Consider the following 24,314-nt stretch of genomic DNA (forward strand, 5'->3'; position numbering starts at 1 on the left):
TATCCATGAAGCTTAAAGAACAGCAAAAAAGAGAGAAACCTGCTGGAGCTGGTTTTGCCATCTTGGTGAATGCGAATGCGAAACGGGGTGGGAAGCGGTTCACGGATCAACTGCGTGCAGCCCTCCCTGCCGCTCATGTCTGCCTCACCAATCATCCTGAAGAAATAGAGCAATGGATTTGCTCTCTTCCACCCTGTTCATGCATCTTTTCAGCGGGAGGGGATGGCTCGATCATCGCTCTCCTCAATGTCCTGCATCACTTGACTCCCCCTGAAGATCCACTCCCCCCCGTCGGCATTATCCCATTAGGAACAGGCAATGCCTGGGGACATGTGACCGGAGCACCCTCTCTTCGCGTTGCCCTTTCTATCCTTTCTCAAATCACTGTTCCCCTCTTCTTTCAACCATTCGGCTTGATCGAATGGAACGGTCAGTTGACCCATTTCGCAGGCTCTGGATGGGATGCTCAGATCTTACAAGATTTCCAGTCTCAACTAGCCATCTCTCGTGGCTTCTCTCGCCACCTCTCACAAACCGTTGTTGGATACCTGAGCGCCACCCTGTTCCGCACCTTCCCCAAGGTGGTTTTGTTTGAGCAACCCCACGGCATTCTGGAAAATACGGGGAACGAAGTATACACTATTCAAAAAAACGGAGGCATGATACCTCTTAAAGGGATCAAGGAAGGGAGCATCCTCTACGAAGGACCTATCAGCGTGGCTGGAGCTGCCACTTGTCCTGAATTAGGATATCACTTTAGAGCCTATCCCTTCGCAAACCGCATAAAAGGGCTAATGAATGTACGTATCTACAATCAATCACCCGTACGGGCTTTGCTCCACCTCCCTCATCTATGGCGGGGTACTTTCCCCCTCGCTGGCATTCACGATTGGTTTGTCAAATCCGTCCGTTTCACTTTTTCTCGCCCTGTTCCCTTCCAAATTGCGGGAGATCCGCTAGGAAACCAAAAGACAGTGGAGTACCACTGTTCTTCTCGGACCGCCCCTTTACTGGATTGGCGTCCATTTCTTAGAAGAACAAAATAGACCTAATAAATTCTTTAAGAAAAGTGCAACTTTTTTTCTTAAAAATAATAGTTAAGGCTTGGGCTACACAGCCCTGCAGTGTCCATTTCCAAAGACAATCCACTCGTAGCTCAGGGCATCTATTCCCATCGGCACACGCGCATGCAGTTTTTGCGTGCTGATACCGACTTCAGCCCTATGCCAAATTCACCCCATCCGTAAACGCTGTCGACGCATTCACATGAAGGACAGTCACATCGACCTGATTTAAGAGATTTAAGTTCGAGAGAGGAAACGATTTTAATGGACATCTTGTAATCCAAAAACTCTTTCCCCAACTCCCGAGGAGTCGCAGCACACAGCAAGGGCTCTGAATAATATCTATGCAGACGCTCAAAACTGAGAGAATCTGCAAAGAGCTCGACACGTTTAGCCATCAGGGGCGCGGCGCATACATCATCCAACCACGCTGATGTACTATCAGGGTGTCAAGAGCGTTACAAACGCTCACTCTCCGCGTTTTGGCATTCTTAATCAGCGCAGCCCTTTCTTCAAATCTTCGCTCTAATCAAAATAGAGCATGCACACTGCCCCCTGTCTCTATGACAGGGATCTTGGCATGCTCGCAGAACAGCCATACTCCCGAGAAAATGCTCGCAGAACAGCCATACTCCCGAGAAAATAAAGTGCGCGTGAGCTTCCTCCCACACCCCACCGCCCCCGAACTGACCAAGATCACCTGGTGACCAGCACATTACAATCTTACGATCTGCTCTACGAGATCCAGCATCGTGCTTTCCATGGAAGTCCCGTCCCCTGCCAAAATCGCCTGAGTGCCTACCTGAACAAGGATCCTCACGATCCAACTTCCGCATTTAACGTCCTAAGCCCTAAAGAAGGATGAATGTAAACCATATTAGGCTCTTCTAAAATTTGATCGTGAGAAGAAATTTTCTCCCGATTTACATTAAACAAATCACATCTTAATTGGTTTAAGAAGGAGAAACATTTCCTGTCCTGAATGGATTCAGAATACTGAGACACTTCGATCATAAATACAGTAAGGTCCTCTTCCAATTTAATAAAATTAATATTTTCCTCCAAAGAAGAAATTAATCATTTAATCGAATCATCTCAACACGAATTTCCTCTATATTTACGTTAGGATTAAAAGAATTACCAATCACTTGCTGACGATGCTTAAAATCAAATAAAAAAAACCATTACGCCGCTCAGATCTTCGACAAAAAAGACAAATTTCCATTCTTTCTTTTCTCCAGTACCTTTTGGAACAATCAAAGTATTTCTAAGAAAATCTTTGTTTTTATAAAGGTGAAATGTAACCGGTATGAGCATCTATATCAAACATACAATCTCCAAGAATAATTAAGGATTTACAAAAAGACATACTCTTTTTTCCCGTCTCTTTCCAGCGTATCAATACCCTTTATGAAGGTAAGAATGTAGATAAAGATCTTCCTTCGTTTATTAATATTTAATTACAATATTTATTCCTTTTTTGAACTTTTGAACCAATGTGACAACAAAATATCGAATAGAATGTACAAAATGAGATAGTAAATTCATTACTTTCATTATCCTTTCAAAAATCAAAAACTCTTAAAAATGCAATTTCTTTCCTCTTTTTAAAGTAGCGTCTATTGCCCCATGCATTGTTTTAGATACGGCTGGTTCCAATGCTTTAAGGGCAGCCTCTGTAACACCGCCAGGACTGGCCACCTGCTGGATCATATGAGTGAATTGTTTATGTTTGCTTGCAAGCGCAGCGCTTCCGACAAGGGCCTGGATAATTAGTTCGCGGGTGATCCCTTCTTCCAACCCGACACTGACTGCCTGCTGGGCCAGGAGCTCCGCCAACAAGAAAAAGTAAGCCGGGCCTAAGTCAGAAACAAGAGTCGGCAGATCCAAGGCCTCTTTCTTCTTCACCCAAAAGAGAGGGCCTGCGACGCGGAATATGGCTTCCATCCATGATCAATAGTGAGCCTCCTAATCAGGAGAGGAATAGATCAAATTGACGCTCTCCCCTATCTGTATCGTAAGATTGGGCATTAGCCGGATAACAGGCTGGTGTTCCCCCAAGTGATCACGCAGAGGTTGCAGAGAAACTCCAGTCAGGAGGGAAACCACCACCTCTTTTTTTAAATATGCCTCGCAACCGGACAGGCCTGTCTTAAACTGTTTCGGTTTAACTGCAAGTACGATGACTTCGGGTTCGAAATTGTACGGGAGATCATGGATGGATTTTTTAAAAACGATTTCAGGAATTTCAGAGAATTGTTCTGCGGAAGATAAACTGGGCTGCACCCGCGATGCAATGATCAATCTCCTGATCATGGCGATGCCGCTCAAGGAACAACCTGTGAAGTAACACACAACCTAATCAACCGCATCACTATCAACAGCAATTTCATCGCACCCCTCTTTCAGAGTTTGTCAAGCCAAGGCGGAAGGGGGGAATCTGAGAAGCATAAAGCTTCTCTATTTTTTCCCGATACACTTCCCATATCTTCTGCCTCTTTAACTTTTGACTAGGGGTTAGCATCCCATTTTCAACGGTGAAATCATCGCGAATAAGCGCAAAATCCACAATGGACTCGAATTTTTTAAACCGATGGAATAACCGGTCGATTTCCTCTCGTAGGAAAGAGCGAAGTTCCACATGTTCGAGCAATTCCTCTGGAAATGCGGTACAGGAAAGACCCTGTCTTTTAAGCGCTGTCAGAACGGCATTCACATCTACGACGATCAAGGCCACATTGTAGGGCCGATTGATACCGTAGACCATAGCGTTTAGAATAAAGCGAGATAGCTTGAGCTTTTCTTCTAAGAGAGTCGGGACAATGTATTTGCCGTTTTCCAATTTATACTGCTCTTTGATTCTCCCTGTAACAAACAGAAATCCATCTTTGTCCAGGTATCCTCTGTCCCCCGTCCGCAATCCACCATCACCTGTCAATGCCTGGGCTGTCTCTACAGGGCGGAGAGCGTACCCCTTCATGACATTCTGGCCATAGACAATGACTTCCCCTTCCAAGTATACATTGTTGGATCGGACGGAGACACTGTTTTCAAACACCCCTTCCTCATAGAGCGCTTGGGGATCGATCACCACACGGACTCCTGGCAGCAGACGCCCCACTGACCCAGGCTGACACCCCAAGGGAGAATTGACAGAAACAACAGGAGAGGCTTCAGTAAGCCCATACCCTTCATAAATAGGGATTCCAACACTTTCCATGAAGCGGGCAATATCTTGATTGAGGGTAGCCCCCCCGCAGAACACATATCGGATCCGACGGCCAAACCGCGCGCGTATTTTAGAAAACAGGAGGCGATCGATAAGCGCTTCAACCACCTGGTCCAGCAAATTGATGGAATTGCCATTACGGCGCTTCTCTCTGCTCTGCAGGGCGCGTTGAACCATTTGTTGAAACAGAGGAGACTTCGAGGAGATTTTATCCTGAACGGAAGTATACATTTTATTAAGAAGGCGCGGAACGATGAACAGGACTGTCGGTTGAATCTCCTCCAAATCCTGAAGGAGCCTTTCTTTTGGTCCTGCGATAGCAATACTCGCACCCAGCGAAAAAAGAGAATGCAACTCTGCCGTTTGACCAAAAGAGTGGGCCCATGGCAGAAAAGCTAAGGAACAATCCTCAGAGCTCATAGGAAGCATCTGACGGACCGCATTCACATTGGCCGTGATGTTTTGATGGGTCAACATCACCCCTTTTGGATTGCCTGTTGTCCCGCTCGTGTAAATCAGAGTTGCCACGACATCAGGGTCTACCTTTTCAGGAATATCCACCCCAGCCTTTTGACCTAACTCCAACAGATCGGAATACAGGATCAGATGAACCGGACCAGCCCATGAGGACACTTCTTCGTATTGATGAGGAGCTGACCGCGCATCATTCACATGTCCGATCAATGTATCATGCTCGAGAAGAACAATATGCTTGAGATCCGGTAGACGAGGGATCAGCACGCGGATCGTTTTCAAAAGTGCAGTAGAACCAAGAAAAAGAACGTGAGCACGGCAATCCTGAAGGATATATTCCAACTCTTGCTCCGCTTGCGCTTCATACATGGGGACAAAGCGAGCCCCCAGCCCATAGCTGGCATAGGCTGCAATGGCCCACTCAGGATGATTATTCGAGATAATCGCAACCGCATCCTCCATTTTTACTCCGAGGGAACGCAACCCCGACCGCATACGCTCCACACAAGTGGCAAACTCTGCATAGGTCATCCATTTCCAAGTTGTATGACACTTGACTCCAAAAAGCTTGAGAGGGCCAAAGGATTGAATACTCCTTTGATAAATATCAAGTAATGTGTAGAAAGAAACAGGGGACATCACTCTCTAACTGTAGTCACTATGCTGAACACGAAACAAGAAAGAATCGAACTCAATAGCGGGCACTATATCATTCACACACTTGGTTGTCAGATGAATGTCTATGATTCAGACCGCATGGAAGAAATCCTTCAATCTCATCGATGGTCTCAAGCACAAACCGATGAAGAGGCCGATTTGATCATTTTTAATACCTGCAGCGTGCGCGAAAAGGCAGAGCAAAAACTGCGAAGCGCTGTAGGGAAACTGGCTGCACTAAAAAAAAAGAACCCGGAGCTTCTGATCGCTGTAACCGGCTGTATGGCCCAATCCGAAGGGGAAAGGCTTCTTCAGCAGCTTCGTCATGTCGATCTCCTCATCGGGCCAGACAACATTGCTGAGCTACCCTCTCTCCTCCTCGCTCAACAAGGAGGGGCCCCTCCTATAGCAAGAACAGTCCTCGGAGACAAGCAGAACCTCCCCTTTCTAACCACCATTCCTCAAAAAGGGATGGCTCCCGTCAGCGCTTTTGTAACAACCATGAAAGGATGCAATGAGCGCTGCTCCTTCTGTATTGTCCCTTATACAAGAGGGTCAGAGCGGTACCGACCTGCCCGAGAGATTCTCGAAGAGATCCACCGGTGGATGGAAGCAGGAGCCAAAGAGATCGTTCTTCTCGGACAGACTGTCAATAGCTATCGAGACCCCTCATTACCTCCTCCTCTCTCTTCCGATCCCGATGAGAGCCAATTCCCAGCTCTCCTCCGCTTAATCGCAAAAGAAGCGCCGGAGCTTGTGCGGCTCCGATATACAAGTCCCCATCCACGCCATGTGACGCCGTCGCTCATCCAAGCACACGCAGAATTGGAGGTGCTCGCTCACCATGTCCACCTGCCTGTTCAGTCCGGGAGCAATGCTGTCCTGCGCAGAATGATTCGACGGTACCACCGCGAAGAACTGATCGAGCGAGCAAAAGCCCTGAAAAATGCCCGTTCAGGGATGACCCTCTCGACAGACATCATCGTAGGCTTCCCTGGAGAGACAGAAGAAGACTTTGGACAGACCCTCTCGCTTGTCAAAGAAGTAGAGTTTACCACTCTGTTCGGTTTTAAATTTTCTCCTCGTCGCCTTACCCCTGCTCTCCGTCTCAAGGGTGAGGTCCCTGAATCGATCAAATCTGAACGGCTCACCCGGTTGCTGGAATTGATCGAAGAACAAGGCCAACATCATCTAAACTCGCTCGTGGGCTCTACCACCCAGGTGTTAATTGAAGGACTCAGCCCTACCTCTGCTCCCCCTAGAAATAGATCTCTTGATCTGCAAAAGCGCGAAGGAGAGAGGATGACCGATCTACTTTTTTATGGACGGAGTCATCGCAATGAACTTGTCCATATCCCCTTCCCCATACATCGAGACCCTATCGGCCATCTAGTCCCTGTCTCGATTACCCATGCGTATAAGCACGCTCTTCGCGGAACACTCCTTCCAGGCGCCCTTGATCTCCTCCCCTCAAGCAGCGTGAGAAACCACTCTCCCACTCTTTTCTAATAACCACTTCAATCCCGCATCTAGCGGCACACTAAAAAAGAAAGAGACTTTTGATTTCTTTTAAACTTCTTCATGCTTTCTCTTACACAGCACCTCCAACCTTCCAAATATTCCTTTTCCTTCTAATCGATGATAAGTTAATGAATTTTTGATCAGCGTTTTAATAACCATTTGACAAATACATCCTCATCTTTCATCGTTTATCTTGGAACAAGAACACATTTCTACAAAAGAGTTCGAAATAACCTGTTTAGAGACAAAAATCGCAAATTGTTTAAAGACCTTAGAAAACTCTTTCTTTAATCCAGGATCTGTTCCTTCTTTTTTAAAAAAGTTAAAATATCGCTTTCCTCCTTCATATTCGTCGCCTAGATGTTCTCCAAAGATTCCACCTCTTTCTGAATAAAGACTGAAAATTTAGAAAATTGATATTTCCTACAAAGCTGAAAAATAATTCGATCAAGCGCTTCATAATCGATAGTTTCTTTTGTAAAAATATTTTTTTTATATTTTTCGAACCAGTAGGTCTCTATTTAAAAATATAATTAGAGTGGTTTTTTAACTCAACAACGAGAGAGTGTACGATATGCATACGCTCGATACTAAATTTTCTCTTCAGCTCATTTCTTGTATCAAGGCTAGATTCAAAACTATCCACATCTACTGTGTTAGCGATCTCACTGATCTCACTCAGAAATGAGTTCTCTTCCTGCTTAGGAAAGGAAAGAATGGGTGATAGATCCGGACGTATCCCCTCTTGATGAACTTTAGTATCTTCCGTTGTTCGTTCATTCCCCATGTCCAATCCATTGGCTTCATGCTGATCCGTATCAACTTCTAAGCAAACCAGTAAATTCGTTAGGACAAGAAAGAAAATGGACAAGCAAGCAGGCAATGAACTCCACTTGAAACACACAGTCCCCCCTTCCTCTAAAATTTTGTTAACAGACACGAACCGTTCGTATGCAACATTTTCAGCTCTTCTTATATCGACTCTCTCCTTGTGTTCATATATGTTTCAAGGCTCTAGCAATATCTATCCAACAAGGATTCTACCACTAAAAAAAGGCTATACCCCGTCATACAATCACCAAAAGGAGCTGTTATGAAGCGTGAGGATATTGTCCGTCTCGATAAGCAATACATATGGCATCCCTACACCTGTATGTACCACTATCTCGAAGAAGGAGATCCGCTCGTGATCAAGCGAGCTCATGGTATCTGGTTAGAAGATGTCAACGGGCAGCGTTACATAGACGGAACAAGTTCATGGTGGATGGCCGCGCTCGGTCACAGTCATCCCCGTCTTCTTAAGGTACTGGAAACGCAGTCGAGTAAGCTCGCACACTGCCCCCTAGGAGGAGTAACCCACGAACCTGCCGCAGCCCTCGCAGCGGATTTAATTCATGTTGCCCCTCAAGGGCTGACGCGTGTTTTTTACACCGATAATGGATCCACTGCCATTGAGGCAGCAGTGAAAATGGCCATTCAAATGTGGCGGTATGAAGGGGCCCCTCAGAAAACCAGATTTGTCTCCCTCAGCAGTGCTTTTCATGGAGAAACCTTAGGAGCTACTAGCTTAGGAGGGTGTGAGCTATTCCGGAAACCTTTCGCCAACGTGCTCTTCGAATGCTTATACACCCCCCCCCCTGATGAACATAACTATGCACAAGCGTTCGATGTGCTTGAACAGCTGATTCAGCGAGAAGCTTCTACCCTTGCCGCTGTCGTCGTGGAACCAATTGTCCAAGGGGCGGCAGGCATGCGTATCTATTCCCCTTCTTATCTTCAAGCCCTCCGCACGCTATGCGATCGCTTTAATGTTCTCTTGATTGCTGACGAAGTATTCACGGGATACGGACGAACAGGTCCTATGTGGGCTTGCGAGCACGCCTCTATCTGTCCAGATATCATGTGCATTGGAAAACCTCTTGCAGGGCTGCTTCCGATGGGGGCTACCCTCGCCAACCACAGGGTCTTCCGTGCCTTCTCTCAAGAGAACGGTGAAACTTTGTATTATGGTCACACCTTCTGCGGACACCCGCTCGGAGCTGCACTAGCACGAGAAGTACTAGCCATCTTTCGAGACGAGAAGATTCTAGAACAAATCAAACAAAAAGAAACATTGATTGCAACAAGTATGCAGCGCCTTCAATCCCAAAAAGGGGTTAAACAGACACGGTCCATCGGAATGATCGGCGCAGCCGATCTAGAATCCACCCTCGAACAAGAAGAAAAAGGGTACTTAAGCCCTCTGGGAAAATCTGTACATCGAGAAGCACTGCAGCGCGGAGTTTATTTAAGACCGCTTGGAAGCACTGTCTTCATCTGCCCTCCTCTCATTATTTCCACTTCCGAGCTGACTACCTTACTAACCATTTTTGAGGACAGCATCGCAAGCACCATCGCTTCCCTTTAAAAAGGAAGATCGGATTAGCATACCGCAGTGTATGTTATCCCTTTTTGATCACCCCCTGTAGACAAAAAGAAAGACCGGCCGCTCCTGCAAGCCCTGCCTCCCCGCACAATCGCGCGTCTCCTTTAGAATCTTCTCACAAAGAGAAGGATATTCCCTCCCTTGCCTCTCCGCCATCCGACGGCGCCAAGAGTCTTGATTTAAAGAGGAGGCAAAATCGACTTGCAGGTACAAACTCATTCTCTCTTCAGGGGGAACCAAGAGACTGACCTGATAGGCCCCTGTACAACCAAGCGCATGGACTGCTCGCTCCGCAACTTTGTACACTCCTTGCCACCACGCCATAGGAAGCGCGAACCAACATGAACAACTCCCTTTGCCTCCGGATTCAGTTTCATTGCCCCTACTGCTCGACCTTTCACAAGGGCCACCCGAATTTCATGAGCATCTATCCATCGCTCGATCAGGACATGGTCAGCCTCTTCAAAAGCGCGAACCACCGCTTGCACAAGATGAGAACGGCAATCTACACGTACTGCTTCCACAGATCCTTTCCCGTTGCGCAGCCTGATCGTCACAGGGAAACCAAAGCTTGCATGGTGCTTTTCCAGTTCTCCGAGTTCCTTCTCTGTCAAGATATAATAAGGGAATGTCGGGACATTTTAGAAACAGAACAATTTTCTCGATTTCATTCTATCCATCGAAAGCGCAGAAGCCAAAACACTTCGAGAAACCCCTGAATCGCTCTGCTGCTCCTCCATCCCTTGATCGAGAGAGATTCTGCGAAGTAAGCGTTCCACACAGCTCAACGCTTCGTCCACAAAGAGAGGAACGACAGAATATGCATGTTTCCCGAGCGCCATCCGGACCTCCTCCCCTGTTTTACACCCGCCTTTTGGGTCGGGCGTTCTTCCCCCAGCAGAATTCATATGCGTGACCAATCCACCGATAAATTGCCTTTGCGTATATTACAGACTGAATGTGAGAAGGCATTTCAAGCAAACGCTTTTACTTGGAAGGAGATCTGGAGAAGAGGCATAGATGTCATGTGAATAAGAAAGGAATAGATTAAGCAGGGATCTATTGAATTGAGATTAGGTTAGTCCGGTAGCAAAAAAAGGGACTGCCAGCCAATTCCTACCTTATTCAACGATAACCACCCCCCCGGATCACTTTTTTAGGAGCCGATCCGCCACTCAAGAAAATGCGTTTGGCTTCACTTTCAAGAAGAGGATGAATTCGTTTTTGACCCAAAAACATGCCCACCAACTGGGGGCTAATTTTGGCCAATTTATTCAAGGTACGCTCAACCCCTTTTCTATCCTGCATCCCCGCATAAGCAAATGCCCGAGCTCTCCACATCTGAATCTTCATATCAGCAAACAGAGGGTCTTCTGGGTTAAAAAGCTCCAGTATGGCAACCGCTTTAGAAGCTTCTCCCGTCCGACTCCATGCTTCCCCTACCACCGTAGCAAACATTGCACGTATTTTAGGGTCCTGCTGTTTACCTAATTCTATTTCATCTACAAGCGCGCGCGCTTGCCGCGTCTCCCCGACCATCAAGTGGATCATCGCTCGCATAGAGCGGACCTGATCCGCAATCGGCCTCATTTGTTTATTGAGATCAATCGACTCAAGAGTCGACAGCGCTGCATAGGGATCCTGCTGCATTTCGAGATGAGCTTTTGCTAAAAGCGATTGTATGTCCTTCTTATGTGAGCTTCGTATCTCCTCAAGCGCCTGTCTTCTCCCCTCCTCTGTGTCCGCCTTTTGGAGAAGGGAGCTTAGCACCTGCGCACGAGCTATATATCGCACGACCCACAGAATCCCTCCTCCTCCCAACAGAGTAAAGACTCCTGCTACCCAGAGAGGGATTGTGGAATGCCAAAAAGAGAAAATACATAAGGCGATCATCCACAGAACAGCGAGGACAACTCCTCCGCGTGCCAACAGAGAACGAACCCCTAAAAGAGCCAAACTTGCACCTGAAGTTTTGGCCTGCGTTTGGAGTTGATGTCTTAATGCAGCCAATTCTTCTTTCTGTTTACTTGTCGGACCCATATTTATGTTTTCACCTTGTGGAGGCTTCCTCAGACTCAATAAGCTCATGAAAATAAGAAAACGTACTCAACAGGATAGACATGGTAGGAACGGCAAGCAGAACCCCTATCACACCGAAGAAATGCTCACCAACCAGTAGAGAGAAAACAATCAAAACAGGATGAATCTGAGCAGCATCCCCCATAATCTTGGGATTCAGGAAATTTGCCTCGAATTGATGAATAGCAAAAATCCAGAGAAGCACGAAGCATCCAATCGTGAGCGACTGGGTAAGGCCGACCACCACTGCGGGAATGGAACATAGGATCGCTCCGAAAATAGGGATCAAGGACCCTACCATTGCCATAATGGCTAGAAATAGCCAATACTTTAATTTGATAAATGCAAACCCAATGGCAGTCAAGACACCGTTTACCAAGCAGATCAACAGCTGCCCTCGCACGACTCCACCCAATCCCCGATCCACTTGATCAAGAAATCTCATGAAATGAGGGCGACTCGAAGGGCGCAAAAGAGAAGCAAAAAAGGAAAAGATGTGTTCTCGCGTCAGGACCAGATAAACGGCAAGCATCAGTGTAATGAAGAACCGAAGGATAGCGCCACTGATATTGACCACAACGAGACGGCCTAGCTGAGCAAGCTCAAAGGCATTTTGTTGAAGGTAAGAGATCGATTGCTCAAGAGCTAAATGGGTGAGATAAGTAAAATTAAGCGCACGCGAACCTTCAGCAAAAATTTCATAGCCTTTCTTAGTAGCCAAGATATGAAATCCACTCCCCATAAATACATCCATTGAACCATCCGGATTGGGACGTGCAATCAAAACAGGCTGTTCTTCTGACTTAGATCCAGAAGGCTCGAGAAAATGGCGATTCTGAGCTTCCTGAACCCATTGCTCAAGGGTGAGGCCCCAACGCTCCTTCGCTTGAGTTATTATTGCAGGGATGTCGACTTCCAACGCATGCAGATCGGTTTCAATATGAGAAGCTGCTACCCGTATGAATAGACCTACCCCCCCAAAAAAGAAGGCGTATACCATCAGCACACCCATTACACGGGAGATCCCTTTGCGCTCTAATTGCGCAACGAGCGGAGTCATAACATAAGCGATCACCAACGCCATTAAAAAAGGGCCCATCACCGCATGCGCGCTAAGCAGAATCCCAATGGCTAAGCACGCACTGATGCTCAGAAAAAGAGAGCGTTTCCAACGACAAGAAGGGGAACGTAGAGAGGATTCAGAAGACGAAAAAAGGGGCATTGCAATTTACTGTGCGGATTTAGGAAATTGACGGAATGATAAGAAAAGGGCAACCCCCAGAAAACAAGCAAGTACCCAATAGACACCTGCGGTAGCGAGGGCAACCCCTTTTAAACCCCATTGATGAACACATAGAAAGTCCAAGAGCAAGTTTGTCAATGCGCTGAGAAATCCAGCTTTAAAAAGAAGCTGGCTATTTTGAAGGGCAGAATGTACACGTGCGAGTACCAGCATGACTCCAAAGGGAGCAAGCCCAAGAAGAAAAAAACCGAGCAGTTGAGCCATCTGATCAACCCCCTCCCCTTCCATTACCCCTCTTAAAAAGAGAAAGCGCAAAAGAGGGATCCTCATAAGATAAATGACTCCACTGAGAACAGCTAGCCCCACAAAGACGATGCTAAGCGAAGAGTACGTCATCTTCTTCACTTGATGATAATCTTTATGAGCGACGTGTTCTGAAAGATGAGAGAGGAGCACTGGAAGCAAAGTGGCTTGAAGGAGTGAAGTGGGAACTAAAGCAACATCCCCCGCATATCGCAAAAGAGCACCCCCTCCAACAACCATTGTTAAATTTGCCATCAATTGATCCACCACTGGATTAATTCTGGTAATGGTCGATCCGCTCACTTCAAAAAAGGCCAGTTTACTGAACTGAATCATCGCTTGAGGTCGCTCAAAAGAGATAAAAAGAGGGGAATTACAATAAATAGCAACGGCCCACATCACAACCAAAAGCGCGACCAACTCACCCAACGCACTCGCAATGGGGATCGCAAGGACTCCAATGCCCGATTTAAGAAGAAAAAGACAAGCCAAATTGACCACAGTCCCAAAACCACCCGCCAAAGGGGGAAGCACATAATGATGTTCTGCATTCAAAACAGCTATTAAAAAGGATTTTAGACTGAGAAAAAGGAGATAGAGAAAAAGAGGCAGAATCATGCGCGCAGCAAATGAAAAAGAGTCAAGCGTATAGCGCAGCGAAAACCAGCCGAAAGCAATAAGTCCGATCACAAGCCCCAGCGCTACTGCCAAGACGAGCGTATACGTAAATAATGAAGCGATCATTTGTCGCAGATGCTGTGGCTCACTGCATCGGAGATTTGTCAGAATAGGGATAATGACAGAATCTGTATAGGCATAAGAAATAAAAGAGCCGACGAATGTAAACAAGGAAAATGAAAAATAGTAAATGTCCATCTGAGCGCTATGCCCAAACCATATGGCAAAGAGAAGCGGTAAGATAGCCTCCCACCCTCGCAGTAGAAGCTGCAGAGGAAGAAGGCGTAACACAATGTGTCCAACCGAAGATCGAGTCATCGCCATAGTTCCCTAACATCTGTTAAACCGATCATCGGAATCTGTTGGTAAGAAGCAAAACGAATAAGTTCTTCCAACCGTCTTAAGACTGCTTTCGCTTCTCTTTTGTTTTGCGCATATGGACTGGCCCCCGGAACAACCTCAACATTGTGAAACATCGCGTTCAATACGATCGGGCGAAGGGGAACAAGCGTTTGGTTGCGACGGATTACATCCTGTGCCAAGTGCGCAAGCCCTCTGATGCTGCTCCACGTAGGACGGAGCCAACGCGCTCTCAGTCGCGATTCTAAAATCGAACCGAGCCAAGGGATATGCATCAACGGGTGAGGCAAGATGGTTACGGGTACTTCCAGGATAGAGGCTTCTCCTTGAGGAGCAAGGAGCGCGTGATCAGGCGATTGGTAAGAGGGATAATAAGGTTGAGTGGGGGCGTTCTTGAATGTTCTGCCTCCAATAGAAGACCAATCGAGAAAAGGGGTTACGCTCGAATCGACCATGTACCCCAATCGCTCCAAAAAGCCAAGGCTATGCTTACCGATCCCGAACCGACCAGCGCGAAAGGAAGTCGGTCGATAACTAAATGTACTGGAAAAGAGAGAAGTTAAACCTTCCAATTTGAGATATTCTTCTTCAGGGGTGTATTCGCATTGAAGGGTGTCTGTCTCATTAGGCTCGAATGCATTCGGGTCTAGCCACTCACCGTGAAGATGAGTGCCGAGTTCAGCACGCTTTCCAAGGCTCATCAACATCTCTGCACTTTGCTCATCTTGAATCACTTCGGGAGAGAGTAGATAGGTAGGCTTTGCTCGGTAGTGTTCAAACAACGGTTGAAGGGAACTCTGAATCCCCTCCCAAATTCCTCGAAAAGAGATGGGTTTTTGCACTTGCCAGCGAAGGCCTTTGTCACACTCACAATCGATCGAGATACATAAAAAAAGCGAACAAGAGCGACTCGAGAGGGAACCAGAAGAGACTAGAACCATCGCACATGCTCACGCACAAGAGGAGTCTCGCGGTTACTGAATTGGCGTTTGAAGAACGCGATCTGTCGCCGCTTGGAATCAGGATCTTCAGCAAGGGGAACGCCGCCCAAGTCAAATGTAGTACATCCCCGATCGCGAGCCCAACACATCGCGTGAAAGAGCGGAAGCGCCATCTTCGTATAAGGTTTAGAGAGAGGAGTACTCGCCCCTCGTATAAAAGTAGATGTCGTGTTGTGCTGAACCACCACAATCACAGAAACCAGCTCTCTTTTCTCTTCCGCAACAAAGAGAGCTGTTGAAGAACGAAGAGCCATCACATGATAAAGCGCTTGAAACCAAGCTTTGGCTCGGGACTGTTTGCCTTGCAATCCCATCATAGAACAGTAGAAAGCATCGAGATGTTGAACATCCGATGGATCCCCCTGACGCACTGTAATCCCCATTCTCCGCGCCTGTTGAACCACTACACGCGCTTTCTTATTCATTCTCATCAGCATATCATCATCCGATTGGATCGCACTAATCGGAACATGCAACGTCCTGACATATGATCCATCATAAGTAAATCGATGGGAAAATCTGAAGGATCGGAGAGTTTCTTCCACTTTCTCAACATCCTCACCGAAACCATAGGGCATGAGCGAAAGATGCATGACTCCATGACGTTGCGTTGTAGCAATTAATGCATCAAGCACTGTTTTGAAATGTCCCCAGTCCTCTACAACAGGGCCGCGATGAATCCATGCCATGGGTAGCGGAATACCACCTATACACCTACGCAAGACCAGACCAGCACCAATGACCCCTCTCTCTTGATACACCATGAAGTGATAGACAGAAGTGAATCCATAACAAGTTGCCATACGGATCCACGTACGGCTTTGCGTATAGTGAGCATGTCGGGCCGTAGCAACAAACCTATCGTATGCTATCTCCTCCTCCTGAGATAGCGACTTTTTAAAAATGATTTTCATCTGCTTTCATCCATCGTTGGAGAGAGCAAGGAGGCATATACTTGAGCATAAGCTGCGCACATTTTCTCTACAGAAGCATGCTCTACCACAAACTTTCGTGCCGCAGTACCCAAACGAGCGCGCTCTTGAGCAGGGATTGCCATCATACGCTTCATCATTTGTTGCAAATGATCGACTGTAGAAGAATCTGCTAAATAGCCTGTTTTTTCATGCTCTACAATTTCGGGGATTCCCCCTACCCGCGGAGCGACAACAGGTCTTCCAAGAGCCATGACTTCAAGCAAACTTAAACCAAGACCTTCTTCAGAAGAAGACGACAATCCTACATGAGCCTGGGCAATCGCTGGACGAACATCCTGCTGAAATCCCCAGAAGACTACCCGCTCCTGCAAGCCAAGAGCTGTTGCTTGACGATATAGCGATTCTTTCTCTGGGCCATCCCCTACAATGTGCAAGCGCGCGCGAGGTAAACCCGCAATCGCTCGCAGGGCGCGATCAATCTGTTTGCGAGGCTCTAGACGAGCGACCAATACAAAAGAGAAAGACTCTTCACTAGCTTCAGTCCAATCGGGGAGAGGCACGGAAAAAAAATGATCGGTATTGATCCCATTGTGGATCACATGCATCGGAATGCGAAGCCAAGAGGCCCGCTCGAGTGTTTTTTGCTGGACTGCATGGCTTACAGAGACAAGCGCATGACAATAAGCAAGAGCCCAACGGGAGAACACCCAACAGGAAAGGTCTTGATACACACGCATCGAATGATCGGTGCGGATCATTTTGAGCCCTAAGTGGCGAGCAGCTCGGGCTCCGAGAACATGAGAGCCGAACGTGTGAAGATGGAGAATCTGCGCCTTCTCACGACGACACACATCCACAAGAAAAGCCATATCTTCTTTTCCCCACGCACGTTGAAGAAAATGGATAGGGCTCTCTTTGAGAATTCTCCCCTCGTAGATGTTGTTCTCTGCTTGCCTAAAAAAAGCATTCAGTGCAGGATGAGATGAAAAAAGAACGAGAGTATGTTGAATTTCTTTGGAGTTCGAATGAGTCATCAAGTCCAACAACATTCTCTCGGCTCCCCCTACAGTCCCCGCTCCTACCACATGAACAACGCGCAAGCTCATCGTCCCCATTTACCACACTTACCTTGATCCGTCGATGCAATCAATCAAAAGCCCCCAGAAGAAAATCAGAGTCCTCTTTCTCAACGACACAGCCCGCAATGGCGGGCCCGGTCGAAGCCTCGCAACCCTCCTCGGACGATTAGATACCGATCGCATTGAACGACTCGTGCTCCTCCCGCGTGAAGGGGTAATCGCCGATCATCTGCGTACCCGTCAAGTCGCCGACCAACTCATTTTTCTCCCGCAGTTTGTAGAAAATCCAATAGAACCTTGGAATCGCTCCATCGAACGCAGCGATTTCGATGCCCTGTGGTTTCAAAAAGCATACCGATTCGCTGGAAACATGGTAAGAGGAGCACTTTCAATCCAAAAAATCGCTGCGCTTGCAGAAGAAAAGAGATGTCACCTTCTCTACTGCAATGGAACGAGCGCCAATTTCGCTGGAGCATTGGCTAGCCTTCTCGATGCACGCCTCCCCGTCCTCTGGCATGCTCGCTACACGTCGATAGCGAAACCGCTCGCCCCTCTTCATCGAGCACTTACAAGTACCTCTATCGTACGAAAGATCGTATGTGTTTCAAGGGCAACCGCTGACCTTTTCGATTTTTGTAGAGAAAAGGTACGCGTGGTCCACAACGCGATCGAGACCGATGAATTTATGGGGCCTTCCCCAGTTCTGCGCTTGCGATCAGGACTTCATCTATCCGCTGAAACCTGTATCTTCGGAAGCCACGGGCGGATCCTCCCCTCCAAAGGATATAAGGCAATGATCGAAGCAGCGCATCTCGCTCTCCAAAAGATGTCCCCAGAGGAACAAAATCGATGTCATTTTGTGATCCTGGGAGACACCCCTGACGACTTTCGCATCAATCATCTCGCAGAGTGCCAATCGCTCGCTCATGAACTCGGGATCGCTCACAAAGTGAGTTTTCTGGGCTTTCAATCGGATATCAGGCCTTTCATTGGCGACATCGATGTGGCAGTCGTCCCTAGCCTGTATCCCGATCCTTTTCCGCGCTCTGTGCTCGAATCGATGGCTCTCGCTAAACCAGTGATCGCTTTCAATTTGGGAGGCATCGTTGAGATGATCGAAAACGGGAAGAACGGAACGCTTCTTGACAGTTCTTCCCTTCCTACACAATCTCTCGCAGCAGCCTACCTCATGTACTTACGCAATCCTCTTCTCAGAAAGGAACAGGGTGAAGCAGGACGGAAAAAAGTGTTGGAACAGTTCGATGCAAAGACACACGCAGAGATCATTCAGCAAGAAATCTTCCAGATCCTCATGTCATGACTTCGCATTAATTTGAATTAACTGGAATAAAGAGAAGGCTTAAACCTTCTCTTTTTCTGGATCATCCGAAAGACCGAACTTCTCCCCCAACTTCTGCTTGATCAACTCACCAATGCTTCCAGCAACAGCTGGCTTCTCTTCGGAAGCTTTTTTAGCGCGAGCTACCTTTTCATTTTTGTTAGAAGCTGTCGTTGCTCCTGGATTGGATTCCGAGAAGGAGGACTGAACATCTACCTCATTCCATCGCATAGAGAGAGTCAAACGGCGTTCTTGGGTATCAATGTTAGCCACCTGCGCTTCAATCTTATCCCCTTTCTGATACGATTGAAGTCTATTCTCTCCTTCCGTAATCAACTCACTCGAAGGGATATGCGCTTCGATCCCGTCCCGGATCTTGACAAATAAACCATGGTCTAGCACAGCGATCACTCTGGCTGAAGCATGCTGCCCCGATGCGAACTCATTCAGCAACGCAGGCCATGGATCGTCAAACAGCTGGCGAACACCGAGTGAAACTTTCTTCTCATCGTGATTGATAGAGAGAATGATCGCTTCTACATCTTCCCCTTTTTGATAAAAATCAGCAGGGTTGTTAATCTTGAGTGTCCAAGAGATGTCAGTGCGATGGATCATCCCATCGACCCCTTCTTCAATCCCAACAAAGACGCCATAGTCAGTCAAGGAGCGGACTTTGCCGACAACTTTATCCCCTGGATGATACTTTTCGATAAATAAATTCCAGGGATCTGGTTCAAGTTGCTTAATACCGAGAGAGATGCGTTTGTTCTTCGCATCAACCTCGAGCACTTGGCACTCCACTTCCTGCCCGATCTCGAGCAGTTTGGAAGGATGCTTGACTTTCTTGGTCCAACTCATCTCACTGACGTGAATCAACCCCTCCACACCGGGCTCAAGTTCAACGAAAGCACCATAGTCGGCAATCGACATGATCTTTCCTTGCACCTTTTTCCCTGGCGGATAAGCCTCTTCAGCATGATTCCACGGATTCTCTTGAACCTGCTTGAGACCGAGGCTCACGCGCTCGTTCTCTGCATTGTAATTGAGAACGACAAGCGTCACCTCATCTCCGAGTTGAAAAAGCTCATTGGGGTGGTTCACACGGCCCCAAGACATATCCGTGATATGGAGCAAGCCATCCACACCTCCCAAATCGACGAATGCGCCATATTCAGTGATATTCTTGATCACCCCCTTGACGATCTTATCTTTCTCAAGAGCCCCAAGCGTCTTGGCTTTGACTTCATCTCGCTCTTTCTCAAGTAACGCGCGGCGAGAAAGGACAATATTACCCCTCTTTTTATTAAATTTGATCACGGTAAACTGATAGGTTTGACCGATCAATTTATCGAGGTTGCGAATCGGGCGGAGATCGACCTGACTCCCTGGAAGAAAGGCTTGGACTCCGCCTCGAATCATAACTGACAAGCCACCTTTCACACGTTTGTTAATTGTTCCATCGATCAGCTGATCGCGCTCACAAGCGCTTAAAATTTCATCCCAAACCTTCATCGCATCCGCTTTTTCTTTGGAAAGCGTGATGAGACCATCATCGTTTTCACGATTCTGAATGTAAACATCGACTTGATCGCCGGGCTTAACCGTTACCTGCCCTTGCGCATCGGTAAATTCGCTAACCTGGATCATCCCCTCGCTTTTGCCACCGATATCGATGACAACATGACCGTGGCGAAGAGCGATCACCGTACCTTTGACAATATCCCCTTCTTTCCCTAATCCCTCTTGACGAAGACTCGCTTCAAACAATTCGGCAAACGTTCCTCTCTCTCTCGAAGAGAGAGAAGGAATCTTCGCAGGGTCAAAATGCACGGATCGAGAACGGTTGGACGATAGGACAGTGGCCATGTTATTTACTAAAATCTCGGGTTATATAAATATGTACTTTTTCACTCATTGTTGCAGCAAATGCAAGAACAATGCAATATCGATCTACATATCCAAGCACATTTTGAAGTCCGCTACAAACAGGAAGAGATTCTCTCCATCCAAAAAAATGAATCATTCACAAGCCATACATAATCAGACAAAAAATTTTAGAGCGCTATGGGCGTTGGATGTGGTGGATGAAGCAAGCTAATGTTTCTTCTTGGGTGAGCTCAGACGTGTCGATCACCACCGCATCTTCAGCGACACAGAGAGGAGCACAAGCGCGCGCGGCATCCTTCTCATCTCTATCTTTCATTTGCTGGAGTACGGATTCGAATGTAGTTTGGATTCCTTGTTGGGTCAATTCAGCAAATCGACGGGCAGCGCGGACTTCTAGTTGCGCGGTAAGAAAAAATTTCCAAGCGGCTTGCGAGAAGACAATCGTCCCTATATCGCGCCCTTCAGCCACAGCAGGCTCTCTTGCACCTAATTGGCGCTGAAGATCTAAAAGGGACTCACGCACGTGCGGGTGGACAGAAATAAAACTGGCTCCCTTTCCTATTAAGGGTGTCCGGATCGCATCCGTAATCTCTCGATCATAAAGAAAAACACGAACTTTAATGCGCGGGTCCTGATCCTGCACCAGCTGCAATGCATCCTCCGCAACTATCTTGCGAGCCAGCTCACTGACCGCCACCGCATTGTCCCAAGCAAGTTCAACCTCACAAGCATAAAAGGCAATCGCTCGGTAAAGAGCACCTGTGTCCAGAAAAAGAAATCCCAGTTGAGATGCAAGACACCACGCCACTGTACTTTTTCCTGCACCTGCTGGTCCATCGATAGCTACTATCTTTTGTTTTTCCTGAGGCACAGCAGCCAAGGCAACATGTGCATTCATCTTCTCTTCCTTCCTTTGACAAACCGTTCAATTCTCTTCTAACCGCATATCCGCTCCAACTTGACAGAAGGTAGAGACAAATTCAGGAAAGCTAGTCAAAATGCACTCTGCCCCTTTAATAGAGCTCGGTTGATCCCCAAACAATGCGAGGACAGCTGCTGCCATCGCAATGCGATGATCTCCCTTACTTTCTATCATGCCACCCCCTCGTAAAAACCCCTCTTTCCCCTCGATCTCAAGCCCATCTCTCATCTCTTCACAAACAACTCCAAAAGAGCGAAGGACATAGGCCATATTCGCAAGGCGATCGCTTTCTTTAACCCGAAGCTCTTGCGCATTCCGAATCGAAGTAAAACCCTGCGCGCGCGCGGCGAGCACGCAAACAAGCGGAATTTCATCAAGGGAGCGAAGGACCATCTCTCCGTTGATGGAAGAGCCGCGTAGCGGTGCGCTGCGCACTTCGAGATGAGCGGTAGGTTCCCCACTCCGGAACTCACGAGGCTCGAGAGCAATAGGACCTTCCATCTCTTTCAACACATCGAGAATACCTGTTCGCGTTGGATTAACCCCCACATCATGTATTTGCACACAGGATCCGGAGACTAATTGAGCAGCACCTATCAAAAAAGCGATCGAAGACAGATCGCCGGGGAGGCACCATTCAAACGAAGGGATTTTCCGATCCCATCCTGTAGGCTCCAGTGTGACCAGTGTTCCTGAAACTCTAAGAGGAATCCCAAGCAATTGCATCATTCTTTCTGTGTGATCCCTTGACTGCATCGGCTCTTGGAGGACGGTATCCCCTGCTGCATACAGACCAGAGAGCAAAAGAGCGCTCTTGACCTGAGCACTTGGAATGGAGGCGCAATAATGAATCATCCGAAGACTCTCCCCTGACAACAAGGGAGAAATATAAAGCGGAGCGGTTACTTCTCCTGATCTGTTGTCAAGTGGAGTCCCTCGGAGCATCGCCCCTCGTTGGACCAAAGGGTCCACTATTCTCGCCATCGGACGACGGGAAAGAAATCGATCCCCTACCAGACATGACGAAAAGGATTGGGCACTTAAAATCCCCGCAAGCAAACGCATCGTAGTCCCTGAATTAAGACAGTCAAGAGGAGAATCTGGTGAACGCAAACCATCCAATCCAACCCCCCGAACCATGCAACCATCAGAAGTTCCTGTGCATCGAGAGATCGTTACCCCCATCTTCTGCAACGCCTTCAACGTTGCAAAAAGGTCTCGACTCAGGCGATCTTCATCGAGCGCCAGATTGCGGATAAGGCTTGTCCCCTCTCCTAACGCAGCAAACAACAAAGCGCGATGGGCGATGCTTTTGTCCACAGGGGGCACCAAAACCCCTGCAAGAGGCCGTACCGCAGGATGCACAATCAGGATGGCCATGATCTCATCAAGGAGTCCGCGTAAGAAGCATCTGAGTACTCGAAGAAAGCAAATCGAAAGGGACAGAGACATGAGCTAACATAGGAAACGACTGCAGTAAAAGCTGAATAACTGCCTCTTCCACCTTAAGCTTGAAGAGCACCTGCTGTTGATGGAGCTCTATTTTAACGATTTCCAATTTAGGGAAGTTCTTTCTCCCTGCCATTAAAGCGACCAAGTCTGTGATTTGACGGATTCCAGCCGCACCCTCACTGGCGGCCGCTTCACTCGGATAGAGCAACCTGCCTGCAACCTCCCAATATCCTTTCTCCGATCCGATATCCAGCCATGCTGCTTGAAGATGCTGAAGCCGCAACAAAGAGAGCCACGCTTCCTTGCCAGGTTGAAGAGACCAATTAGGTGTTTGAAGATCAAAAGCACTCCGCAGAAGGTGCTGTTCCCCAAGCTGTCCCATTTGTCCTCTCACCCCTTCCAACCACGGAGAGAATGTGCCACGGATCGATGGATAAGCTTGAGATAGAAGACGAACTCTCGTTTCTGTCCCTATCACAAGCATTGTTGAATTAAAGGGAAGCCATCCAACTCCATGAGAGTGGGTGTACAGAATTCGCTCTAAGCCTCTAAATAGGATCTGGGCAGCAGTGAATCCCCCCCGACGAGCGATCTCGTGCACATCATACGATTCAAAGTTTCCTTTAACAACAACCGCTACATCGAGCGGCTGAAAAGAATAAAAAGCTACAAAAAGTTGCTGGGTGTGTTGGAGGAAAGAGAACTTTCCATTCTTCTGCTCCCCATCCTCAAAAGTAGAAAAGAGAGGAACGAATCGATTGACAGAAGGGTCCAAACGAGCCAACAAAGATGGAGGAAGACGAATGGCAGCCAATGCGATTGCATTGGAATCGACCAGAAGAGAGAAGGGATCGCGAACGATCGATGCCTCAAGAGTTTCTGTAGAAGAAGATGGATGGGCCATTTTTAAATCTTTCCGAGTAGTACATGCTCCTATCAAAAGAAAAATGAAGCCAGGAACCCCTTGATAAAATATCTTTTTGTTCATGATAGGAAGCTCTAGCTAAGCAATCAGATGGTTGTGCTGGAAAGGGGAAGTGGCAAAAGGGGGGGGCACTAGTTCTCCTTCACTGCCTTTCAAAGGTTCACTTTTCAAAAACACCAATCAATTTATCCCTTCACGGAAGCAGAAGTGGATGATGATGTAGCAGGAGGAGTTGATGAATTCGATGGCAAGGACGCTTCCCCTGCTTTCTTCAAAGGCTGTTGGGTATCTTTAGCAGTAGATTCTCCCTTTTTCTCTGAAGTCGAAGCAGGTTTAGGGCTGCTGTACAAGTCTGCGTACCACCCTCCACCCTTAAGAATAAAATTTCCTCCACTGACCTGCCGCTTTGCAGAATTGGCATTGCACCGAGGGCAAGCGTGCAAGGGAGCTTCCGTGATTTTCTGGATCTCTTCCCAGGCATATTGGCACTGGCTGCAAGTATACTCATAAGTTGGCATAGAAGTATTACAGCAAGTAGGACTCAGCACTTTAAATGTCAAGAGCTGCTTGTACAATTTCTTGCTCTTTTTTCTTTGACTACAGCCGTGGTCGCTGATTTTTTATTGGAAACCAGGCAAAAGCAGTTCGATGTTCTTCTCGCCATCAAGAAAAAGAACTTCTGATACCCTGACTTAGAAATACAAAGGGCATTTCTCAGATAGATGTCCCTAATACAAGCAT

Annotated in this window: 21 protein-coding genes and 2 pseudogenes; 4 read left to right on the forward strand and 19 right to left on the reverse strand. The window is 47.4% G+C overall.

Features of this window, described 5'->3' with window-relative positions:
- The first annotated feature begins 5 nt into the window (after positions 1 to 5).
- Entirely contained in the window at positions 6 to 1,046 is a 1,041-nt protein-coding gene (locus BCY86_RS05050) for a diacylglycerol/lipid kinase family protein (RefSeq protein WP_075276761.1), read from the forward strand.
- A 63-nt stretch (positions 1,047 to 1,109) separates the two neighbouring features.
- Here the strand turns inward: BCY86_RS05050 and BCY86_RS10765 are convergent.
- The 4 genes and pseudogenes from BCY86_RS10765 to BCY86_RS05080 all read right to left on the reverse strand — a co-directional run.
- A pseudogene (locus BCY86_RS10765) lies at positions 1,110 to 1,290 on the reverse strand (glutamate-5-semialdehyde dehydrogenase); the annotation flags it as partial.
- A gap of 1,355 nt (positions 1,291 to 2,645) precedes the next feature.
- Entirely contained in the window at positions 2,646 to 3,011 is a 366-nt protein-coding gene (locus tag BCY86_RS05070; RefSeq protein ID WP_075276765.1) for a pyrroline-5-carboxylate reductase family protein, read from the reverse strand.
- 21 nt (positions 3,012 to 3,032) lie between these two features.
- Positions 3,033 to 3,380 carry a pyrroline-5-carboxylate reductase family protein gene (locus tag BCY86_RS05075; protein WP_075276766.1) on the reverse strand — a complete coding sequence of 116 codons (348 nt, stop codon included), beginning with the start codon at positions 3,378 to 3,380 and terminating at the stop codon, positions 3,033 to 3,035.
- A gap of 73 nt (positions 3,381 to 3,453) precedes the next feature.
- Complete coding sequence (locus tag BCY86_RS05080) at positions 3,454 to 5,406, reverse strand: AMP-dependent synthetase/ligase (protein WP_075276767.1); 1,953 nt, start codon at positions 5,404 to 5,406, stop codon at positions 3,454 to 3,456.
- 21 nt (positions 5,407 to 5,427) lie between these two features.
- Between BCY86_RS05080 and miaB the strand changes: the two genes are divergently transcribed.
- Entirely contained in the window at positions 5,428 to 6,933 is a 1,506-nt protein-coding gene (miaB, locus tag BCY86_RS05085) for a tRNA (N6-isopentenyl adenosine(37)-C2)-methylthiotransferase MiaB (RefSeq protein ID WP_075276768.1), read from the forward strand.
- A 529-nt stretch (positions 6,934 to 7,462) separates the two neighbouring features.
- Here the strand turns inward: miaB and BCY86_RS05090 are convergent.
- On the reverse strand, positions 7,463 to 7,885 hold the full coding sequence (locus tag BCY86_RS05090; protein ID WP_075276769.1) for a hypothetical protein: 423 nt from the start codon (positions 7,883 to 7,885) through the stop codon (positions 7,463 to 7,465).
- A 153-nt stretch (positions 7,886 to 8,038) separates the two neighbouring features.
- Between BCY86_RS05090 and bioA the strand changes: the two genes are divergently transcribed.
- Positions 8,039 to 9,352: an adenosylmethionine--8-amino-7-oxononanoate transaminase gene (gene bioA / locus BCY86_RS05095; protein ID WP_075276770.1), complete on the forward strand. Its 1,314-nt coding sequence runs from the start codon at positions 8,039 to 8,041 to the stop codon at positions 9,350 to 9,352.
- A 48-nt stretch (positions 9,353 to 9,400) separates the two neighbouring features.
- Here bioA and BCY86_RS05100 read toward each other — a convergent pair whose 3' ends face one another.
- The 9 genes and pseudogenes from BCY86_RS05100 to BCY86_RS05140 all read right to left on the reverse strand — a co-directional run bounded on the left by BCY86_RS05100 (position 9,401) and on the right by BCY86_RS05140 (position 17,075).
- On the reverse strand, positions 9,401 to 9,589 hold the full coding sequence (locus BCY86_RS05100) for a hypothetical protein (protein WP_075276771.1): 189 nt from the start codon (positions 9,587 to 9,589) through the stop codon (positions 9,401 to 9,403).
- Positions 9,586 to 9,996, reverse strand: a pseudogene (locus BCY86_RS05105) (hypothetical protein); the annotation flags it as partial. The pseudogene BCY86_RS05105 and the gene BCY86_RS05100, both read right to left, overlap by 4 nt.
- A 15-nt stretch (positions 9,997 to 10,011) precedes the next feature.
- The gene (locus tag BCY86_RS05110) at positions 10,012 to 10,212 is read right to left on the reverse strand and encodes a hypothetical protein (RefSeq protein WP_156865090.1); all 201 of its coding nucleotides are present in this window, start codon (positions 10,210 to 10,212) and stop codon (positions 10,012 to 10,014) included.
- Between the two features lie 283 nt (positions 10,213 to 10,495).
- Positions 10,496 to 11,410 (reverse strand): hypothetical protein, encoded by a 915-nt coding sequence (locus BCY86_RS05115; RefSeq protein ID WP_075276774.1) that lies wholly within the window; start codon positions 11,408 to 11,410, stop codon positions 10,496 to 10,498.
- Positions 11,411 to 11,420: 10 nt separating this feature from the next.
- Positions 11,421 to 12,671: an AI-2E family transporter gene (locus BCY86_RS05120; protein ID WP_075276775.1), complete on the reverse strand. Its 1,251-nt coding sequence runs from the start codon at positions 12,669 to 12,671 to the stop codon at positions 11,421 to 11,423.
- 6 nt (positions 12,672 to 12,677) lie between these two features.
- Positions 12,678 to 13,991, reverse strand: a complete 1,314-nt coding sequence (locus BCY86_RS05125; protein WP_172824810.1) for a lipid II flippase MurJ — start codon at positions 13,989 to 13,991, stop codon at positions 12,678 to 12,680.
- Positions 13,988 to 14,974, reverse strand: a complete 987-nt coding sequence (locus tag BCY86_RS05130; protein WP_075276777.1) for a polysaccharide deacetylase family protein — start codon at positions 14,972 to 14,974, stop codon at positions 13,988 to 13,990. The genes BCY86_RS05125 and BCY86_RS05130 overlap by 4 nt, the downstream gene beginning before the upstream one ends.
- A complete protein-coding gene (locus tag BCY86_RS05135) occupies positions 14,965 to 15,948 on the reverse strand; it encodes a lipid II:glycine glycyltransferase FemX (RefSeq protein WP_075276778.1) in 984 nt (327 codons plus the stop codon). The genes BCY86_RS05130 and BCY86_RS05135 overlap by 10 nt, the downstream gene beginning before the upstream one ends.
- Positions 15,945 to 17,075 carry a glycosyltransferase gene (locus BCY86_RS05140; protein WP_216636002.1) on the reverse strand — a complete coding sequence of 377 codons (1,131 nt, stop codon included), beginning with the start codon at positions 17,073 to 17,075 and terminating at the stop codon, positions 15,945 to 15,947. Before BCY86_RS05140 ends, BCY86_RS05135 begins: the two co-directional genes overlap by 4 nt.
- 34 nt (positions 17,076 to 17,109) lie before the next feature.
- Between BCY86_RS05140 and BCY86_RS05145 the strand changes: the two genes are divergently transcribed.
- Positions 17,110 to 18,369 carry a glycosyltransferase family 4 protein gene (locus BCY86_RS05145; protein WP_075276780.1) on the forward strand — a complete coding sequence of 420 codons (1,260 nt, stop codon included), beginning with the start codon at positions 17,110 to 17,112 and terminating at the stop codon, positions 18,367 to 18,369.
- A gap of 39 nt (positions 18,370 to 18,408) precedes the next feature.
- Here the strand turns inward: BCY86_RS05145 and BCY86_RS05150 are convergent, their stop codons facing one another.
- The 5 genes from BCY86_RS05150 to BCY86_RS10770 form a co-directional block, all read right to left on the reverse strand.
- Positions 18,409 to 20,253: a 30S ribosomal protein S1 gene (locus tag BCY86_RS05150; RefSeq protein WP_083604210.1), complete on the reverse strand. Its 1,845-nt coding sequence runs from the start codon at positions 20,251 to 20,253 to the stop codon at positions 18,409 to 18,411.
- A 196-nt stretch (positions 20,254 to 20,449) separates the two neighbouring features.
- A complete protein-coding gene (gene cmk, locus BCY86_RS05155) occupies positions 20,450 to 21,172 on the reverse strand; it encodes a (d)CMP kinase (protein WP_075276781.1) in 723 nt (240 codons plus the stop codon).
- A gap of 27 nt (positions 21,173 to 21,199) precedes the next feature.
- Positions 21,200 to 22,576 (reverse strand): 3-phosphoshikimate 1-carboxyvinyltransferase, encoded by a 1,377-nt coding sequence (gene aroA / locus BCY86_RS05160; protein ID WP_075276782.1) that lies wholly within the window; start codon positions 22,574 to 22,576, stop codon positions 21,200 to 21,202.
- Positions 22,577 to 22,583: 7 nt separating this feature from the next.
- Positions 22,584 to 23,636: a hypothetical protein gene (locus BCY86_RS05165; protein ID WP_075276783.1), complete on the reverse strand. Its 1,053-nt coding sequence runs from the start codon at positions 23,634 to 23,636 to the stop codon at positions 22,584 to 22,586.
- A gap of 122 nt (positions 23,637 to 23,758) precedes the next feature.
- Positions 23,759 to 24,091, reverse strand: a complete 333-nt coding sequence (locus BCY86_RS10770; protein ID WP_075277599.1) for an FmdB family zinc ribbon protein — start codon at positions 24,089 to 24,091, stop codon at positions 23,759 to 23,761.
- Positions 24,092 to 24,314: the final 223 nt, after the last annotated feature.

Origin of the sequence: Pajaroellobacter abortibovis, from assembly GCF_001931505.1 — a bacterium.
GTDB classification, from domain to species: domain Bacteria; phylum Myxococcota_A; class Polyangia; order Polyangiales; family Polyangiaceae; genus Pajaroellobacter; species Pajaroellobacter abortibovis.

What these genes read in the sequence shown, in the direction of transcription:
- BCY86_RS05125 (WP_172824810.1), bottom strand. Translation starts at nt 13,991, where the DNA reads ATGACTCGATCTTCGGTTGGACACATTGTGTTACGCCTTCTTCCTCTG.
- BCY86_RS05115 (WP_075276774.1), bottom strand. Translation starts at nt 11,410, where the DNA reads ATGGGTCCGACAAGTAAACAGAAAGAAGAATTGGCTGCATTAAGACAT.
- BCY86_RS05110 (WP_156865090.1), bottom strand. Translation starts at nt 10,212, where the DNA reads ATGGCGCTCGGGAAACATGCATATTCTGTCGTTCCTCTCTTTGTGGAC.
- BCY86_RS05120 (WP_075276775.1), bottom strand. Translation starts at nt 12,671, where the DNA reads ATGCCCCTTTTTTCGTCTTCTGAATCCTCTCTACGTTCCCCTTCTTGT.
- BCY86_RS05150 (WP_083604210.1), bottom strand. Translation starts at nt 20,253, where the DNA reads ATGGCCACTGTCCTATCGTCCAACCGTTCTCGATCCGTGCATTTTGAC.
- cmk (WP_075276781.1), bottom strand. Translation starts at nt 21,172, where the DNA reads ATGAATGCACATGTTGCCTTGGCTGCTGTGCCTCAGGAAAAACAAAAG.
- BCY86_RS10770 (WP_075277599.1), bottom strand. Translation starts at nt 24,091, where the DNA reads ATGCCAACTTATGAGTATACTTGCAGCCAGTGCCAATATGCCTGGGAA.
- miaB (WP_075276768.1), top strand. Translation starts at nt 5,428, where the DNA reads ATGCTGAACACGAAACAAGAAAGAATCGAACTCAATAGCGGGCACTAT.
- BCY86_RS05080 (WP_075276767.1), bottom strand. Translation starts at nt 5,406, where the DNA reads ATGTCCCCTGTTTCTTTCTACACATTACTTGATATTTATCAAAGGAGT.
- bioA (WP_075276770.1), top strand. Translation starts at nt 8,039, where the DNA reads ATGAAGCGTGAGGATATTGTCCGTCTCGATAAGCAATACATATGGCAT.
- BCY86_RS05100 (WP_075276771.1), bottom strand. Translation starts at nt 9,589, where the DNA reads ATGAGTTTGTACCTGCAAGTCGATTTTGCCTCCTCTTTAAATCAAGAC.
- BCY86_RS05050 (WP_075276761.1), top strand. Translation starts at nt 6, where the DNA reads ATGAAGCTTAAAGAACAGCAAAAAAGAGAGAAACCTGCTGGAGCTGGT.
- aroA (WP_075276782.1), bottom strand. Translation starts at nt 22,576, where the DNA reads ATGGCCATCCTGATTGTGCATCCTGCGGTACGGCCTCTTGCAGGGGTT.
- BCY86_RS05070 (WP_075276765.1), bottom strand. Translation starts at nt 3,011, where the DNA reads ATGGAAGCCATATTCCGCGTCGCAGGCCCTCTCTTTTGGGTGAAGAAG.
- BCY86_RS05075 (WP_075276766.1), bottom strand. Translation starts at nt 3,380, where the DNA reads ATGATCAGGAGATTGATCATTGCATCGCGGGTGCAGCCCAGTTTATCT.
- BCY86_RS05140 (WP_216636002.1), bottom strand. Translation starts at nt 17,075, where the DNA reads ATGAGCTTGCGCGTTGTTCATGTGGTAGGAGCGGGGACTGTAGGGGGA.
- BCY86_RS05135 (WP_075276778.1), bottom strand. Translation starts at nt 15,948, where the DNA reads ATGAAAATCATTTTTAAAAAGTCGCTATCTCAGGAGGAGGAGATAGCA.
- BCY86_RS05145 (WP_075276780.1), top strand. Translation starts at nt 17,110, where the DNA reads ATGCAATCAATCAAAAGCCCCCAGAAGAAAATCAGAGTCCTCTTTCTC.
- BCY86_RS05165 (WP_075276783.1), bottom strand. Translation starts at nt 23,636, where the DNA reads ATGAACAAAAAGATATTTTATCAAGGGGTTCCTGGCTTCATTTTTCTT.
- BCY86_RS05130 (WP_075276777.1), bottom strand. Translation starts at nt 14,974, where the DNA reads ATGGTTCTAGTCTCTTCTGGTTCCCTCTCGAGTCGCTCTTGTTCGCTT.